We start from the raw sequence: 16,099 nt of genomic DNA, 5'->3' as shown, positions 1-16,099 counted from the left end.
GGCGCGGCCGCCCGCCAGCAAAGGAAAAGCCCGATCTCCATCACGGCTGATCACCGACACAAACCCTCCCGCCAAACTAGGGAATTTTAGATGCCCACTTTTGCGGAATCTTCGGTGCCCGTTGACATCTACCGGCTCCAGGCCATCGGTGAGGACCGCCGAGAGGACCCGCACGAACCTGCGATCGGCCTCGTCCCCGGTGCCGAGCCTTCGCCGTAATCGGTGCAGGGCGGGCGGCAGATCCCAGTCCTGGAACGGTGCGCCGTTACGCAGCGCGCCGGGCTTGTGCGCGAGGACCGGCAGATAATGCCAGGGATCGTATATCGTGCGGTTCCGACCGAAGTGGCGCTCATGCTCCCCGACGATCGCATCGCCGCAGCGTATGACGATGCGATCGGCATAGGAGCGCACCTGAACGGTCCGGCGTGCGGCCGTCGACATGACCGAGTAGCGGTTGCGATCGAAGCTGATGAGGCATGTGCCGGTGACGGCATGCTCGCTCTCATGGAAGCCGTCGAACGGTGCCAGGATCGGCTGCAGGGCCGGTCGCTCCATATCCAGCGCCTCGGCGACGGTAATATCCCCGCGTTCGGGATGGGCATGATGCTCGGCCCAGCGCCGGCACTCGGCCTCCAGCCACCCGTTGAGCTCGGCCAGGCTGGCGAACCGGAGCCGCGGCTGGAAGAAGCGGCCTCGGATCGTCTGGACCTGCTGCTCGACCTGGCCCTTCTCCCATCCCGCCGCCGGCGAGCAGGCGGTCGGCTCGACCATGTAATGATCGGTCATGATCAAGAAGCGGCGGTTGAACACACGCTCCTTGCCGGTGAACACGGCCGTCACCGCCGTCTTCATATTATCGTAGATACCGCGTCGCGGCACACCGCCAAAGAACGCGAACGCCCGGGCATGGGCATCGAACAGCATCTCCTGGCCCTCGCGCGGATAGGCCCGGACATAGGGTGCGCGCGAGGCGCAGAGACGCATATGCGCCACCTTCACCCGCATCGGCTTGCCGGCGATCTCCACATCCTCGTGGCTCCAGTCGAACTGGTAGGCCTCACCCGGCTGGAAGGTCATCGGGATGAACGCCGGTGCGCCTTCGCCAGCATCCTTCCGCCGCGCAGCACGCCAGCGCGCCGCATAGCGGCGCACCGCATCATAGGATCCATCGAACCCCTCGCGCACCAGCAGGTCATGGATACGCGTCATCCGTAGCCGATCGCGACGGCCGCGACCTTCGTTCTCCTCAAGCAGCGCATCGAGACGATCCTGATAAGGACCGATCCGCGGCAGCGGCTGGACTTTGCGCTGATAGTTGAACGCCGCCTCCGGCGACCGGATCGCTTTGCGGACGACCTTCCGCGACAAACGAAGGTCACGAGCGATCGCCTTGATCGCCTTACCCGCTGCATGCTCACGCCGAATCCGAACCACTGTCTCCACGATCAACATCCCGTTCTCGCCAACTGATCAAAACCAGTCGGCCAACTAAATCCCCGGGATGAAGGGGTCCTTTTTGCACGCCGATCACCCCACGAAGGGGGTGCCTATTGCACGCTGATCCTCAGTCTGCGCAGCTTAAGAGCGCTAATCCAACGATGCCACCCTTCCCTTCGCGCGCTCAACGCGACTGCATCCCTTAGCGCAAACTGATCCAGCCTCCGGTAACTTCGGCACGATCAGAGAGTTAAGGAAGCGACAGGATCTTACTGTTAGGTAGCGAACATGCCCCAAGCGACAGTTCAGGCCTGGCTCTCCCTCTATGCCGCCGTCGGCGTCATGGCATTAATGTGCGCTACCTTCGCAATTGCCAAAACAGCTTACGACTATCGACAGGGGGGAATCGGTCTTCCCACAACATCGACGCTGGATAAGATGCTCGTGCTCCCCAGGGTCTGGGTACGTTGGCAGATCAACTATCTCCAAGGTGCGCCGGCAGTTTTATGTATTGCGATCTATTTTGCACACTATCTGGGGTTTGAAACACTCGTTGATGTGTAGGCAAACAATTCGACCCCCCTGCCCTGCGCTATCCTAGGAAGACTGGGGTGGGAAGCCGTCTGGATCGACGCCATTCTTGACACGCCGTTGCTCCAACCCTTGGTGATTGCGGCAACATAATCGATCGTCTCACGGAACGGCGGTATCCGGCCGAGCATACGAACGCGACCCGGACCGGCATTATAGGCTGCCAGCGCCAAGTCGACCCTTTTGAACTCGTCTAGGTGAGAACGAAGATACCTCGCCCCTCCCCTCAGATTGGCAAGCGGATCGCGAGAGTTGTAAACGCCCAACCCGCGCGCCGTGCCAGGCATCAACTGGGTCAGGCCAACGGCGCCCTTGGGCGAGACCACAAGCGGATCATACTGGCTTTCCTGGGCCACTAGAGCGTCGAGAAGGCCGGTCGGGACCCCAGCTTCACAAGCTACGGCTGAGATCATCGGGAAATAGCGCGCTCTTCGTGCCTCCTGCCAAGGGGCCAGATCGCCACGCGGACGGTATGGCGTGATTGAGCAGGCGGCCGGACTATACATGAAGGGTGCGACGACATTTTGCGCAGCCCGAGCTGCGCCGGTCATCACCGTGCCGGTCTGCATCCAAAGAGGAACAGAAACCGAAGGATTCGGTATATCCGAACCCCAGGCGTTCTCTCCCGCTGTAATATTGCGGAAATCGGCTTGAAGTCTTTCCGGCGAAACACCAATCTCAGGCACGTCTGCTTGCCTGGGGATAGCGCGCGCGGGACCGACATCAATTACAGCACCCCGGGATATGTCACCAAAGGCGACGATCTCGACTCTACGCTGCGACGCAGCGACGGGTGAAGAAACGGCCGCGATCGCTGTTACACCTGTTACAAGTCTTATTGCGAGGCATGAGTTCATAGCTTCAAACAGCCAGAGTCGACCAATCCGGTCAATGTGGAAAAAAATTACACTGTGCGTCCGTCAAGGGGTGACTTGTTGAGCTAAATTGGCAGAGCGCCCCTCTACTCGACGTCAGTCTGATCGTATCAGATCGTGCAACTACCAAATGAGCTTTGCTTCCGGGCCCTAAGTCACTTGGCTTCGGTCAAAGCCCGCTGTGCACGATTGTGTGCACGCCCTCATCGCTCCTGGGCGCATGACGATCCTAATCGGATAATTTGACGAACCGAGTTAGAGGTTATACCGGATTATTGAGATCACCCGATAATCTGGGAAACCGGATATTTAGGAATATCAGGTATGATGTGTTATCAGGTATAAGGGATTATCGGGTAAGCCCTCTTATCAGGTGCAAGGAATTATCGGGTCATCTCGAGTACCCGGTCGACGCCAATACCGGGTTTCCATTCCAATCCGGTTATGGCATATACCAGGTTAATTGCCATATCTGGTCATCGATGAAATCCGGTTGATAAGCATATCCGATTGATACCAAAACCCGGTTTGCGAAAGCGCTCCGGGCAACAACATTCAGGGGGTCCCCATGCCAACAATCACGATCGCGTCCCCGAAAGGAGGGGCCGGCAAGAGTACCACAGCGGTCATTCTGGCCACGGAACTCGCTCACGCTGGCGTGCCCGTTACGCTTCTAGACTGCGATCCGAATATGTCCGTCAGCCTTTGGGCAAGCCGAGGAGCATTGCCTCCGAGAATCAAGGTTCTCAACGACGTGACGGAATCGACAGTCATCAAAACAATCAAAGAATTCGATCGCGATGGGGAAATCGTCATCGTCGACATGGAAGGTGTGGCTTCACGACTGATGTCGCGAGCGATATCGCAAGCCGATCTTGTTATTACACCGATGCGAGCAACCACTCTCGATGCAACAATCGGCGCACGCGCGATCGCCCTGATAATGGAAGAAGAGGAATCGCTGGGTCGGCAGATTCGATATGCCGCGGTATTCACGATGACAAAAACAGTCCGTTCCAAGCAGCATTCCGGGATTGTCGCTTCGCTCCGTGGACAAGGCGTTGACGTTATAGAACCCGACCTGTTGGAACGATCGGCTTTCTCCAGCCTCTTCGAATTCGGTGGCGATCTCTACACGATGCCACCCCAGGGGAATGCAGTCGCAGCACAGCAGAACGCCTCAGCATTTATGCAAGCCGTCGTAGAACGACTGAAGGAGACTGCACGATGACCGAAAAGCCAAGTTTCGCCATCGACATCGGTGGCCTGAAAACCCGGCCAAAACCACAAGATGCGTCTGCACTCCGAGCGGCAGACGAGGCGGCAGAAGAACATGGGTTCGTTTCTCGCGACCCTGAACCTCGCAAGGCTGGTCGGCGTCCAAGTCCAAGAACAGGACAAGTCCACGCCAAGGTACTGCCGCATGTCGCATTAGAAATCGCGGATGAAGCTCAGCGCCGAGGCGTCACCCAGGGCGTACTCATCGAAGAAGCCTGGGCGCTGTTTACGAAGGACCGCTGATAGGACGATCAGAAAAGGGGAGGGGGGTCGAGCAGACGAGAAAGGATATGTGATGCCCCTCGTTGCCCTTAAACCCACCCAGACCCTCGTCGATATCGTCGGCACCCTTGGCGGCACATGGCACGGCTTCAACGCCATGTGCCGGTGCCCTGCGCACGCAGATTCCAAACCCAGCCTGTCGCTGCGGCAAGGGCATGACGGCATCCTGGTCCATTGCTTTGCCGGCTGCGCGGCAGACGACGTCCTGCGCGAGATCGCCCGCATCGAACCGGGTCGTCGCTACGAGCCACCTCCCGCCCAGCGCGCTGGACGCCCCGCAAATCTCGAGCGATTGTGGAACGATGCTCTCCCGATCGAGGGTACGCCGGCGCAAGCCTATCTGCGCTTTCGCGGTATCACCGGCACATTCGACGACTTGCGCTTTCATCCGCGCTGCCCGTGGGGTCCAAAGCCCCTGACCCGTTTTCTCCCGGCCCTCCTGGTCGCGGCGCGGGAAGGGCGCGTACTTCGAGCGATCCAGCGTATTTTCCTCGACCTTGAGACCGGGAGCTATCTCGACAAGGTCACCCTGGGAACGCCGGGCGGCGCGACGTGGCAGGGGGTGCGCGTTCGCGAGACACTCGCCCTTGGCGAAGGGTTCGAGACGTCGGCTGCCTTCAGCCAGATCCACGGCATTCCCTGCTGGGCGACCCTTGGCGCAGCGCGCCTCGACCGTGTTTATATCCCCGCGAGTGTCACCACGCTCATCTTCGCCGAGGATAATGATTTCGAAGGGCGGCGCGCGCGGCGGAAAGCCTGGGCCGCCTACCGCCCACAGGGGTTCATCCTCAAGCGGATGCCGCCACCGCCGCGCTTCGGCGACTGGGCCGACGTCCTGAAGCCAGGAGCCTGAAGGGGAGGGGGATCGGGTTTGCGAGCTGCACGAGCAGCCCAAGCCCTGGAGATCCCCATGACCGACCTGTTCGATACGGCGCCTGCCCGCGCCGGAAATGCCACCGCTGCTGCCCGTCACGTCGCGGCCTCGATCGCAAGCGGGGTCAAAATCACCCGCGCCAAGCTTAACGACGCAATGGCAAACGCCTTTGGCGGCAGCGACGCCGATGGCCACTGGACCCAGCGCGAGAGCTTCGAAATCCTCGAGCATGCGACCGTCCTGGCGGTCAATGGCGGGGCAAAGCCTCCAAGCATCGCAGAGGCGATCGCTCTTGTCGGCCGACTTCCCACCCAGACCGTCCGCAGCGAGGAACAGATCGACTGGCAGCAATTCTCGACGCCGCTCGACCTTGCGGCGGTTGCCTGCTTGCTTGCCGCGCCACAGGACGACGATATCGTCCTTGAACCGAGCGCGGGCAACGGCCTGCTGATCGCCTGCCTGCCACCTGTCGCGGCGCTTCATCTCAATGAGATCGACCCGGCCCGCCGCGCTCGGTTAGCAGCGGCCTATCCACTTGCCAGCGTCACAGGGCATGACGGCGCACAGATCGCCAGCGTCATGACGGCAGCACCGCGCCCCGGCCTCATCCTCATGAACCCGCCATTCTCGCGGTCGCTCGGCCGCGGCGCCGATGCGTTGGCAGCCGTCCGCCATCTCCAGGCCGCCATCAAACGTCTGGCACCGGGGGGACGCGTCGTGGCAATCATGCCCGACTGGTTTGCGCAATCGGCACGCATGGCATCGGTCTGGTCGACCACGCTCGCCAGCGTCAGCCTCCGCACCTCGATCCGGCTCACCCATGCCTATGGCAAGCACGGCACCGGGGTCGCAGTCCGCCTTTACGTCATCGACAAGGCCGTGGGCGATACCACGACAACAACGATCCAGCGCCGCGATGTCGCTGACCTTCTCGATGTCCTCGCGATCCCGCCACGCCTGCCAATGACCGCGGTCGCGCCAACGCCTGTCAAACGCAGCGGCCCGATCTCGCTGATGCGCAGCGTCAAGTCGAAGCCCGCCGCCACGCCGCGAATCTTCCGCGCACCGGCGCGCAACGACGTGCTTCCCGTAAGCTATGCCGTCCTCGAAACGGCGGCACCGCTGGCCGAGCAGACCGGCGTCTATCTTCCCTATCGCCCGAGCCGGATCGTCTTCGATACCGCTGGGGAGCATCCGACCGCCCTGGTCGAATCCATCGCCATGGGCTCGATCCCGGCGCCGATCCCCTCCCATGTGCCCGCGCTCCCTGAGCGAACCGTGACGGACAGGCTGTTGTCCTCCTCGCAACTCGAGACCGTCGTCTATGCCGGTCATGCCTGGACCCAGTTCATCCCCGGCCTGTCAAAGCCCGACAAGGAAGGCGTCGGCCTGGTCCTCGCCGACGACGGTCGGGCCTATCGCAAAGGCTATTTCCTGGGCGACGGCACCGGGGCAGGGAAGGGGCGTCAGGTCGCGGCCGTCATTCTGGACAACTGGCTTGCCGGTCGTCGCAAGAATATCTGGATCAGCAAGAACGAAGCACTGCACGCCGATGCGATCCGGGACTGGACCGCGCTGGGCGGTCTTGCCGCCGATGTGCAGCCGCTCTCGCGCTGGAAAATCGACGAGCCGATATCGATGGCCGAGGGAGTCCTGTTCGTCACCTATCCGACCCTGCGCTCAAACCGGGGCGATGCCACGCGGCTCGACCAGATCATTGCCTGGGCAGGTGCCGATTTCGACGGCGTGATCGCTTTCGACGAAGCCCATGAGATGGGCGGCGTTGCAGGCGGCGAGGGATCGATGGGCACCAAGAAGGGGTCGCAGCAGGGCATCGCAGGGGTCCTGCTCCAGAACCATCTGCCGCTCGCGCGCGTGCTCTATGCGTCCGCCACCGGCGCGTCCGAGGTCAACAATCTTGCCTATGCGGTGCGGCTCGGCCTGTGGGGGCCAGATACCGCCTTCGCCAACCGTGAAGCCTTTATCACCCAGATCCGTCAGGGTGGCATCGCGGCGATGGAGCTGGTCGCCCGCGATCTCAAGGCCACAGGACTCTATACCGCGCGCGCACTCAGCTTCGCAGGCGTCGAATACGACATCCTGCGCCACGAACTGACGCCCGAACAGATCGAAGTCTATGACACCTATGCCGACGCATGGGCAATCATTCACCGCGGTCTGGAAAAAGCCCTCGAACTCACCGGCGTCGTGGATGCTGCCGAGGGCAAGACCCTGAACTCCGGCGCCAAGGCCGCAGCGCGCTCACGGTTCGAGGGATGCAAGCAACGCTTTTTCGGCGCACTCCTCCTGTCGTCGAAGCTGCCGACCGTCATCGCCGCGATCGAACAGCATCTTGCCGCAGATCAATCCGTCGTGTTGCAGCTGGTGACGACGGCCGAAGCCATCCTCGACCGCCGCCTCGGCGAACTCTCGGCCGATGAGCGCGCGGATCTCGACATCGATCTTTCGCCCCGCGAAGCCGTCATCGACTATCTGACCCGCGCCTTTCCGGTTCAGCAGATGACCTTCTACCGTGACGACACCGGCGAGGTCCGATCGCGACCGCTGCTCGATGCCAACGGCAACCCTGTCACCAACCCGGAAGCCGAAGCGGAGCGCGACAATCTGATCGAGCAGCTATGCGCCCTGCCGCCGATCGCCGCCGTCCTCGACGCCATCATCACGCGGTTCGGCACCGAGATGGTGGCCGAGGTCACCGGACGCACCAAGCGGCTCATCAATCTGCCAGGTGGCGGGCAGAAGCTCGAATCGCGTTCCGCGCGCGCCACCCAGGCCGACTCCGCCGCATTCATGGAGGGCACCAAACGCATCCTCGTCTTCTCGGACGCGGGCGGGACCGGGCGCTCCTACCATGCCAGCCTCGACGCCAGGAACCAGCAACAGCGTGCGCATCTGCTCCTCGAACCGGGATGGCGGGCCGATCGGGCGATCCAGGGCCTCGGACGCACGCATCGCACCCATCAGGCCTGCTCGCCTCTCTTCCGGCCCGTGACCACCGACTGCAAGGGCGAACTGCGCTTCACCTCGACGATCGCGCGCCGGCTCGACAGCCTGGGCGCGCTCACTCGCGGTCAGCGCCAGACCGGCGGGCAGAACCTGTTCGATCCCGCCGACAATCTGGAAAGCGAATATGCCAAGGCGGCCCTCGTCAGCTGGTATCATCTGCTGGTCGCCGGCAAGCTCACCAGCACCAACCTCACAGACTTCCAACACCGCACCGGGCTTGAACTGCTCGACACCGATGGCGTGCTGAAGGAGGACCTGCCCCCCATCCAGCGCTGGCTCAACCGCCTTCTGGCGCTGCCGATCGGCTTGCAGAACGTCATCTTCGACGAGTTTCTCGCCCTGGTCGAAGCCCGCGTCGCTGCCGCGCGCGAGGCAGGCACGCTCGATGTCGGCGTCGAGACCATGACGGTGGAGACAGCAACCGTCCTCGACGACAGGATCTTGCGCACCGATCCGGTCAGCAAAGCGACGTCCCATCTCCTCACGATCGAGGTCACCCGCCGCCGCAATCCGGTTTCGCTCGAGCGCGTCCTGCGGATCGCCGATACCGACAGAAGCGCGGCTTTCGTGCGCAACGGCAAGTCCGGCAAGGTTGCCCTGCGCACCAACGCACGGCCCTGGCTGACCGAAGATGGCGTGGCGATTCCCCGGATCGAACTGATGCGTCCCTCCCGTCACGAGTATCTGGCGCTCAACGATCTTTACGAGACGGCCTGGAGCGAATGTTCGCGCGCGCGGTTCGAGGAAGAATGGAGCGCCGAGGTCCGTGAGATCCTCGACAAGGTCGACACCGAGACGATCCGCCTTGCGACCGGACTCCTGCTGCCGATCTGGTCGGCCCTTCCCAGCGATCATCTCGTCGTCAACCGGGTGGTCGACGACAGCGGGCGCTCGTGGCTCGGGCGCATGGTGTTTCCCCGCGACGTGCCCGCACTGTTTTCCAAACTGGGGCTTGAGAGCAACGATGTCCTTAGCCCTGCGGAAGTCGTCAAGGCCGCCCTCGAAGGTGGCACCGTGACCATCAAACGGCCATTCGCATGCGAGGTCAAACGCGTCCGCGTCAACACCAGCCCCCGCATCGAGATCGTGGGCGCTCCGGCCAACCAGCTGCCGTGGCTGAAGTCGATCGGCTGCTTCACCGAAATCATCGCCTACAAGACCCGCGTCTTCGTGCCGGTCGAAACTGCCGATGCGGTGCTTGCGCGCCTGACCGCCTGACCTCCCGCCGATACCCGTTTCTCCTGCGCTTCGGGCCATGACCCCCGTGGCTAACCCCCGCGAAGCGCGGGACGGGAAGGGGAGGAGGATCGGGGAGGGTGTCCGGTGTGGGGAAAGACGCGCGCCGGACACCATCATGCTCATGGAGACCCCAAATGACCCAGACCGTCAAACTCGCCAAGCTCAAGCGCTCCGACAAGAATGTCCGCACGACCCCGCCGAAGAACATCGAGGCGATGGCGGCGAGCATCCGCGCCCGCGGCATCATGCAGAATCTGCTCGTCACCGCTGCCCGCCCCAAGGGCATGTTCGAGATCATTGCCGGCGATCGACGCTATCTCGGCGCGATGATGCTGGCGGAAGCCGGCGAGATCGATGCGGCCCAATATGATGTGCCGGTCAAGGTGATCAGCGGCGACGAAGCCGACCTGCGCGAAGTTTCGCTCACCGAGAATTTCCAGCGCGAGGCAATGACCCCTGCCGAGGAATGCGTTGCCTTCCAGCATTTTCTCAAAGCCGATGGCGACATCGAGGCGGTTGCACGCCGCTTCGGGCAGACCCGCCGCTTCATCGAAGGGCGGCTGCGTCTCGCCAATCTCGCGCCCCCGATCTTCGAGGCGCTTTCCGAAGGACGGATATCGCTCGACCTCGCCAAGGCCTATGGCTCGACCGAGGATGTCGCCAAGCAGGAACGCGTCTTCCAGCAATACGGCCACAACTCCTACGTCAATGCCGACAGCATCCGAAGGGCCATCGCCAACGATAGCATGAAAGCGACCGACCCGGTTGCCGTGCTTGTCGGCGCCGATGCCTATGTCGCGGCGGGCGGACGCATCGAGCGTGAACTCTTCAGCGAGGACGGGGATCGGTGGACCGATCCGGAACTGGCTCAGACCCTGGCTGCCGCGATCATGGAGGCGGAAGCCAAACGCCTCGGCGAGAATCTGGGCGTCGCATGGGTCCGCCCCGTTGCGACCACCAGTCTCTACGGCATCACCTCCGACCTTCACCGTGTCGTGCTCCCGCCCGCACCGATGACGCAGGAAGAGGCCGAACGGTCCGATGCCATCGTCGAGCGATGCGAAGTGCTCGAGGAGGAAATGTCCGACGAGAGCCTCGAACCCGACGCCTACGGCAAGCTCGAGGAAGAGTATGACGCGCTGCGCGAGGAATATGAGGCGCTCAACTCCAAGGCACCCGAACTCACCGACGAGATCAAGGGGCAGGTCGGGGTGTTCCTGACGCTCGGCCGTGACGGCAAGATGGTGCTCGACACCACCTACTACAGCGAGGCGCCTGTCCGCCTCCCCGGCGACGATCGTCCGGTCCCCTCTTCGCCGTCCTCGCGCGAAACCGCCCCTTTGCCGCCCGAAGCGGTCGCACCGGGGGGCAAGGCGCTCAGCGCCCGTCTGCACGATGAACTGGCCGTTCAGCGCCGCGATATTCTCGCTGCCTCGATCCTTGGCGATCCGGCGCTCGCGCTCGATTACATGCTCTTCGCGCTCGCCGACCCGACGCATTTTACCCGATATGGCACCACACTGCGGGCAAACCATCCGCAGGACCCCCAGATGCCCAAGGATCAGCCTGCGACCCAGGCCCAGCAGGCGATCGCCGATGCGCGCGAAGGGCTCGACACCAGTTGGACGCAGGCCTCAGATCCAGTCACCCGGTTCGAAGGGTTCCGCGCGCTCGACGACGACGCCAAGGCCGCATGGCTTGCCATCGTCGTCGCGTCCTCGCTCGAGGCCAAGGACGATTATAACTCGGTCAAGACCAACCCGCTCCATGCCCGCCTCGCGAGCATCCTCGAGATCGAACCGGCCAAATGGTGGCGGCCGACTTCGGCAAACTTCTTCGATCGCGTGTCCAAGGGAACCCTTCTCGCGCTGTTGACCCAGGTCGGCGGTGCCCCGCTCGCGGCTCGCTACATGGGGTCGAAGAAGGGCGAGATCTCTTCGAGCTGCGAGAAGCTGTTCGCCGGCGAAGCAATCACCGAGGCGGAGACCAAAGACGCCGCGCTGGCCTGGGTGCCCGATGCCATGCGCTACGACATCGCCTCCGCGCTGGTGGACGAAAGCGACTTCGACGAGGGCGATCTCGACGACGAGGCATTCGATGAGGGCGAGGGTATCGAGACAGAGGATGCCGATGACGCCGAGAGCGACCATGTCGATACGCAGGACGCAGTCCTGCCGGACGACGGCACTGCCTCCGACGAGACCGATCCCACGCTGATCGCTGCCGAATAACCCCCGCCCATCGTCTCCTGGGCTTTCCCTGCGGCGCGTCCCGATACCGGGGCGCGCCGCTTTCTTTTTATCCGCGGCCCGAAGCGACAGGCCGCGACGCGAGGACATCGCCATGACCTTTACACGCAAACCCGCAGGACCGCGCCGCGACGTCGCGGCCGAGATCACAAGCCTTATCATCGCCAAGCTGGAAGCGGGGGTTCTCCCCTGGTCCAGACCCTGGGGCCTGACCGGAGCAGGGGGCCGTCCGCTCCGCCATTGCGGCACACCCTATACCGGCATCAACGCTCTCTATCTCTGGGCGATCGGCGACGCACAGGGCTATGCGGGCCGCAACTGGATGACCTATCGCCAGGCCACCGAACTGGGCGGGCAGGTCCGGCGCGGCGAGCGCGGCGCCCACAGCGTCTATTATTCGAGCTTCTCGAAGACCGATACCGATCGGATGACCGGCGAAGCGGCCACGAAGAATATCCGTTTCCTGCGGTCCTATACCGTTTTTAACGTCGATCAGATCGACGGCCTCCCGGCCTATTATTATCCTGTCGCAGCAGCGCCCGAACCGCGGGTCGAAAGCGTGCATCGCGCCGCGATCGACGCGTTCTTCGGAGCCTTGCCCGGCACTGTGCGACATGGCGGAGACCAAGCCTATTACTCGCCGATCGGCGACTATATCCAGATGCCGATGCGCGGCGCGTTCAAGTCGGACGATCATTATGCCAGCACCCTGGCGCACGAATATGTGCATTATTCAGGGGCACCGCAGCGGCTCGCGCGCGAGTTCGGCAAACGCTTCGGCGACAACGCCTATGCGTTCGAGGAACTGGTCGCCTGCATCGGGCAATGTCTGGTGTGCGCCGATCTCGATCTTCCCGGTGAGCTCCACGACAATCACGCCAGCTACATCGACAACTGGCTGCGCATTCTGAAAGGCGATGCGAGCGCGATCATCAAGGCCGCGGCGAAAGCCGAGCAGGCCGTGGCCTGGCTCAGGGAGGCAGCCGCAGCCCAAGCCGCCCAACCCCACACATCGCAAGCCCTTGCGGCATGACACGGAGAGCCCGCCATGCACATCGAACTGCGCAAATTGCAGCTCGTCGCTTCCCTCTCGCACGAGACCGCCTGCTACAGCGCGGAAATCTGGATCGATGGCAACAAAGCCTTCCTCGCCTCGAACCGTGGCTCGGGCGGCGCGGACGACTTCCATCCTACAGGGACCGTCACCGAGGACGCCGTCAACGCATGGCTCGCCGCCAACAGGCCAGCCTCGCGGCTCGGCGACAGCGTCCTTCCCCACTGTCTCGAGTTCGAGGTCGCGGCGCTCATCACCCGCGCGACCGAAACGAAAAGGCTGCGCGCGCAATGTCGCACGAAACTGGTGACGATCGAAGACGGCCAGGTGTTCACCTATGCCCTCAAGGGCCGGGCGCTGGACGATGTTCGCGCCCGCGTCCTTGCGGCAAGGCCGACGGCGCGCATCGTCAACGGCGACGAAACGGCTCTCGCTGTCGCGATCGACACGCTGATCGCGGTCGACGATCGCGATAGCGCCTGAGACCCGGAGACAGGGAGGGAAGGGGGATGGCGGGGAGTCGAGCGCATAGGGCGCTCGAGGAGACCGCCATGTCCTACGATGTCGCCTTTCGTCACCAGCAGGCACTCGACCCCAGTGCGCTCGCCACGATCACCGCCGCCCTTCACGCGATCACGACCGCGATCGACGATTGCCGCAATGCCGGCAAGAATGCCGAAACCGATCCGGCAGTGATCCTCCTTGCCCGGCATCTGGGCACGATCGCCGGCGCGGGCAGCGATGAAAGCCTGTTGCGGCGTCGCTGCATCGATACCATCGCCGAATTACGACGCTTCCCGGCCTTGCTCACGCTCGCGGTGCGCGGCGTCGCCCATGACGCAGCTGCAAAGGATCGCTTCCACGCCGACGGTCGCAAGGCCATGCGGCGTCTCGCCGATGCGCTCGGTCTCGAAGACGGGCGCTACCGCATCCACTCGAACCGCAGCCACCCCTCGCAATCGGGCGAAATCACGCTTCATGGCGAGGAGGTCCACGTCCAGCTGTCACTGGGCGCACCGGGTCCCGACAGCGAGGTCATTTATCGCCGTGTCGATGGTCTTCACGATTGCATCGGCGACGTTCGCCGCTTCGCGTCGATCCGCGACCTCCTGGCACCCGAACGGTTCGCGGCCCGCCTGCGCCGGGAATTGCGTCTCTCGGCCCCCCGCACAGATCCGGTCGGCCTGTTCGCCTGACCTTCATGCCACCGCATTTCGAAAGGACGCCGCCATGGGCTGGCTCAGCATGCCCCTGTCATCCATGTATCCCCACCAAACCCCCAAGGCCTATCTTGAGGCACAGTTCACCTACGACCGGCGCGATGCCGACGGGAAAGGCAAGGGGCTGCGCGTCATTGCCTCCTCGTGTCTTCGCAACAAGGTCTGGTACGCGGCCGCGGTGCCTTCGACCGATGGCATCGATGAACCCGCTTTCGCCATCGTTTGCCTCGTTACCTGGAACCCGCGGGCGAAGGACGGGTATGTGTTCGCCTTCAAGGATATGACCGAACATATGGGGCCATGCGAGGCGGAATGCCCCGAGCGCATCCTCGCGCTGCTGGGCGATACCGACGATCCCGGTGCGCTGCACTGGCGCCGGCGCTGCCTCGAACGTCTCGCTCGCCCCACCCGGCAACTCGAACACGGCATGCACATCCGCCTGCCGAACCCTGTGCGCTTCACCGACGGCTATGAGGGCGACGAGTTCATCGTCCACAAGCGCGGCCGCAAGATCGCGTTGGCAAAACCGGGATCTGGCTATCCTTCCTACCGCATCGGCGGCCTGCGAGACCTCCCCTGGACGCTCGTGCCGCAAACCCGCGTCCACAAGACGGTGTTCGGTTGATCGACGCCGCCGCCCCAGTCAGGATGACCCCCATGTCCGCCCAAACTCCCACCTCCATCAGTCCCAAGCGTTGGCGACTGTGCAGCCGCGCCAACGCACAGGCGGTCGCTGCCCGCATGTTCGACGCGGGCGCGCGCCATGTGTCGATCGTGCGTACCGCCGAACCCCTCCAGCCCTTTTGCGTCGTGCCCTTCATCGTCGATGGGCCGAACGTCGAAGTCGAACTGCGCTACGCATGAGGAGCGCGCTTCCTTTTCTGCTCGCGGCCCTTGCCGCCTGCGGCGCGGTCTCGCCACCGCCCGACGACAGCCCGATCAGCGGGAAGGGCAGGGCGATCGACGGCGACACCGTCTCGATCGACTTTCGCCTGTCGGGTGCCGACGCCTTCGAGCGCAAGCAAATGTGCTCGACAAAGGGTTCCTGCTACCCATGCGGAAAGCTGGCGCAGGATTTGGCATCCCGGATACTCAAAAGCGGCACCGCCACCGTCACGCCCACCGGCGCCAACAGCTATGGCCGACCGGTCGCGATCGTCACCGTCGATGGACAGGATCTGGGCGAAAGGATGATCCGGGAAGGCCTGGCGGTGCCGGCGACCCAGTATCTGCGCAGCGATCCCGAGCGCGCATCGGCCTATCTCGCCGCAGCCCTCGAAGCGAAGACCCAGGGGCGTGGCGCCTACGCCGGAGAATATATCGACCCGGCACGCTGGCGGCATGGGGAACGGCTTGCCTGCGAAGGACGTTACTGACCCATTCCCTCCCTGAGGCAGCGGTCCGGCATCCCCCCATGCCGGACCGCTGTTTTATTTGCCGTCAGTAGGTGAGCCGGGGACCCGGCCCATCGTCGTCCGCCACATAGTCGGGACCCGGATCGTGCGACCATGATGCACCGATCCTGAAGGCAGGATCGAACCGCCCCACCGGCCCGTCGGGTTCGGACGCCACATACGGATTGACCAGAGGCTTAACGGCCGCCTTGTCGCGATAAAGCCTCGCTGCGAGCCTCCCCCGCGCCTCGAGCAGCTTCTCCAGCCACACCAGGTCATCCAGCATGGTGACGACGCCTTTGCCGGCGACGCAATAATAGAGGCAACGCTGGAAATCGTCACACGGGGTTTCGAGGATCGTGGTCAGCTTTCCCTTGCCCGCCTCCTGGCCCTCATGAATCCATTCGAGCGATTCGCGCAGTTCCCGCGCCGACAGATAGGCATCTTCGGGATCGCTGCCGATGCAGGCTCCTGCCAGCATCCTGCGCGTAACGCGAATATCGAGATCCACCGACAATTCGATGAGCACCGTGTCGAGATCGAACGCACCGATAAAATCCGCTTGCTGCATGGCGAACT

The 16,099-nt window shown here is 63.3% G+C and carries 15 protein-coding genes; 12 read left to right on the top strand and 3 right to left on the bottom strand.

What is annotated here, in order from left to right; genetic code table 11:
- Positions 1-1,452, bottom strand: a 1,452-nt coding sequence (gene istA / locus BRX37_RS17395; protein ID WP_318276744.1) for an IS21 family transposase, incomplete at its 3' end; no start/stop codon positions are given.
- 273 nt (positions 1,453-1,725) lie between these two features.
- Here istA and BRX37_RS17390 point away from each other — a divergent pair.
- Entirely contained in the window at positions 1,726-2,001 is a 276-nt protein-coding gene (locus tag BRX37_RS17390) for a hypothetical protein (protein WP_063977162.1), read from the top strand.
- On the opposite strand, the gene BRX37_RS17385 is transcribed toward BRX37_RS17390, so the two are convergent.
- Entirely contained in the window at positions 1,968-2,714 is a 747-nt protein-coding gene (locus BRX37_RS17385; RefSeq protein WP_234781661.1) for a lytic transglycosylase domain-containing protein, read from the bottom strand. The two genes, BRX37_RS17390 and BRX37_RS17385, sit on opposite strands and share 34 nt — an antisense overlap.
- Positions 2,715-3,471: 757 nt before the next feature.
- On the opposite strand from BRX37_RS17385, the gene BRX37_RS17380 reads away from it, so the two are divergent.
- The 11 genes from BRX37_RS17380 (at position 3,472) to BRX37_RS17330 (ending at position 15,502) form a co-directional block, all read left to right on the top strand.
- Positions 3,472-4,134, top strand: a complete 663-nt coding sequence (locus BRX37_RS17380; protein ID WP_063977163.1) for a ParA family protein — start codon at positions 3,472-3,474, stop codon at positions 4,132-4,134.
- Entirely contained in the window at positions 4,131-4,424 is a 294-nt protein-coding gene (locus tag BRX37_RS17375) for a chromosome partitioning protein ParB (RefSeq protein WP_081261105.1), read from the top strand. Before BRX37_RS17380 ends, BRX37_RS17375 begins: the two co-directional genes overlap by 4 nt.
- Before the next feature lie 52 nt (positions 4,425-4,476).
- A complete protein-coding gene (locus BRX37_RS17370; protein WP_063977164.1) occupies positions 4,477-5,316 on the top strand; it encodes a DUF7146 domain-containing protein in 840 nt (279 codons plus the stop codon).
- A 57-nt stretch (positions 5,317-5,373) separates the two neighbouring features.
- Positions 5,374-9,582 (top strand): strawberry notch family protein, encoded by a 4,209-nt coding sequence (locus tag BRX37_RS17365; RefSeq protein ID WP_063977165.1) that lies wholly within the window; start codon positions 5,374-5,376, stop codon positions 9,580-9,582.
- Positions 9,583-9,737: 155 nt separating this feature from the next.
- Positions 9,738-11,834 carry a ParB/RepB/Spo0J family partition protein gene (locus BRX37_RS17360; RefSeq protein WP_125988454.1) on the top strand — a complete coding sequence of 699 codons (2,097 nt, stop codon included), beginning with the start codon at positions 9,738-9,740 and terminating at the stop codon, positions 11,832-11,834.
- A 112-nt stretch (positions 11,835-11,946) separates the two neighbouring features.
- Positions 11,947-12,885 carry an ArdC family protein gene (locus BRX37_RS17355; RefSeq protein WP_063976893.1) on the top strand — a complete coding sequence of 313 codons (939 nt, stop codon included), beginning with the start codon at positions 11,947-11,949 and terminating at the stop codon, positions 12,883-12,885.
- Between the two features lie 15 nt (positions 12,886-12,900).
- The gene (locus BRX37_RS17350; RefSeq protein ID WP_063976894.1) at positions 12,901-13,389 is read left to right on the top strand and encodes a hypothetical protein; all 489 of its coding nucleotides are present in this window, start codon (positions 12,901-12,903) and stop codon (positions 13,387-13,389) included.
- A gap of 68 nt (positions 13,390-13,457) precedes the next feature.
- Entirely contained in the window at positions 13,458-14,102 is a 645-nt protein-coding gene (locus BRX37_RS17345) for a hypothetical protein (protein ID WP_063976895.1), read from the top strand.
- 34 nt (positions 14,103-14,136) lie between these two features.
- The gene (locus tag BRX37_RS17340; protein ID WP_063976896.1) at positions 14,137-14,751 is read left to right on the top strand and encodes a DUF6927 domain-containing protein; all 615 of its coding nucleotides are present in this window, start codon (positions 14,137-14,139) and stop codon (positions 14,749-14,751) included.
- Between the two features lie 32 nt (positions 14,752-14,783).
- On the top strand, positions 14,784-14,990 hold the full coding sequence (locus tag BRX37_RS17335; protein WP_063976897.1) for a hypothetical protein: 207 nt from the start codon (positions 14,784-14,786) through the stop codon (positions 14,988-14,990).
- Positions 14,987-15,502, top strand: a complete 516-nt coding sequence (locus tag BRX37_RS17330; protein ID WP_063976898.1) for a thermonuclease family protein — start codon at positions 14,987-14,989, stop codon at positions 15,500-15,502. The genes BRX37_RS17335 and BRX37_RS17330 overlap by 4 nt, the downstream gene beginning before the upstream one ends.
- Positions 15,503-15,566: 64 nt before the next feature.
- On the opposite strand, the gene BRX37_RS17325 is transcribed toward BRX37_RS17330, so the two are convergent.
- On the bottom strand, positions 15,567-16,091 hold the full coding sequence (locus tag BRX37_RS17325; RefSeq protein WP_063976899.1) for a hypothetical protein: 525 nt from the start codon (positions 16,089-16,091) through the stop codon (positions 15,567-15,569).
- Between the last annotated feature and the right edge of the window lie 8 nt (positions 16,092-16,099).

The sequence above is a fragment of the Sphingomonas sp. S-NIH.Pt3_0716 genome (genome assembly GCF_003950715.1).
Taxonomy (GTDB): Bacteria; Pseudomonadota; Alphaproteobacteria; order Sphingomonadales; family Sphingomonadaceae; genus Sphingobium; species Sphingobium yanoikuyae_A.
This window is presented reverse-complemented; position numbering and strand designations above follow the sequence as displayed.

Coding starts and splice junctions, on each gene's coding strand:
- BRX37_RS17390 (WP_063977162.1), top strand. CDS start 1,726: ATGCCCCAAGCGACAGTTCAGGCCTGGCTCTCCCTCTATGCCGCCGTC.
- BRX37_RS17380 (WP_063977163.1), top strand. CDS start 3,472: ATGCCAACAATCACGATCGCGTCCCCGAAAGGAGGGGCCGGCAAGAGT.
- BRX37_RS17375 (WP_081261105.1), top strand. CDS start 4,131: ATGACCGAAAAGCCAAGTTTCGCCATCGACATCGGTGGCCTGAAAACC.
- BRX37_RS17370 (WP_063977164.1), top strand. CDS start 4,477: ATGCCCCTCGTTGCCCTTAAACCCACCCAGACCCTCGTCGATATCGTC.
- BRX37_RS17365 (WP_063977165.1), top strand. CDS start 5,374: ATGACCGACCTGTTCGATACGGCGCCTGCCCGCGCCGGAAATGCCACC.
- BRX37_RS17360 (WP_125988454.1), top strand. CDS start 9,738: ATGACCCAGACCGTCAAACTCGCCAAGCTCAAGCGCTCCGACAAGAAT.
- BRX37_RS17355 (WP_063976893.1), top strand. CDS start 11,947: ATGACCTTTACACGCAAACCCGCAGGACCGCGCCGCGACGTCGCGGCC.
- BRX37_RS17350 (WP_063976894.1), top strand. CDS start 12,901: ATGCACATCGAACTGCGCAAATTGCAGCTCGTCGCTTCCCTCTCGCAC.
- BRX37_RS17345 (WP_063976895.1), top strand. CDS start 13,458: ATGTCCTACGATGTCGCCTTTCGTCACCAGCAGGCACTCGACCCCAGT.
- BRX37_RS17340 (WP_063976896.1), top strand. CDS start 14,137: ATGGGCTGGCTCAGCATGCCCCTGTCATCCATGTATCCCCACCAAACC.
- BRX37_RS17335 (WP_063976897.1), top strand. CDS start 14,784: ATGTCCGCCCAAACTCCCACCTCCATCAGTCCCAAGCGTTGGCGACTG.
- BRX37_RS17330 (WP_063976898.1), top strand. CDS start 14,987: ATGAGGAGCGCGCTTCCTTTTCTGCTCGCGGCCCTTGCCGCCTGCGGC.
- BRX37_RS17325 (WP_063976899.1), bottom strand. CDS start 16,091: ATGCAGCAAGCGGATTTTATCGGTGCGTTCGATCTCGACACGGTGCTC.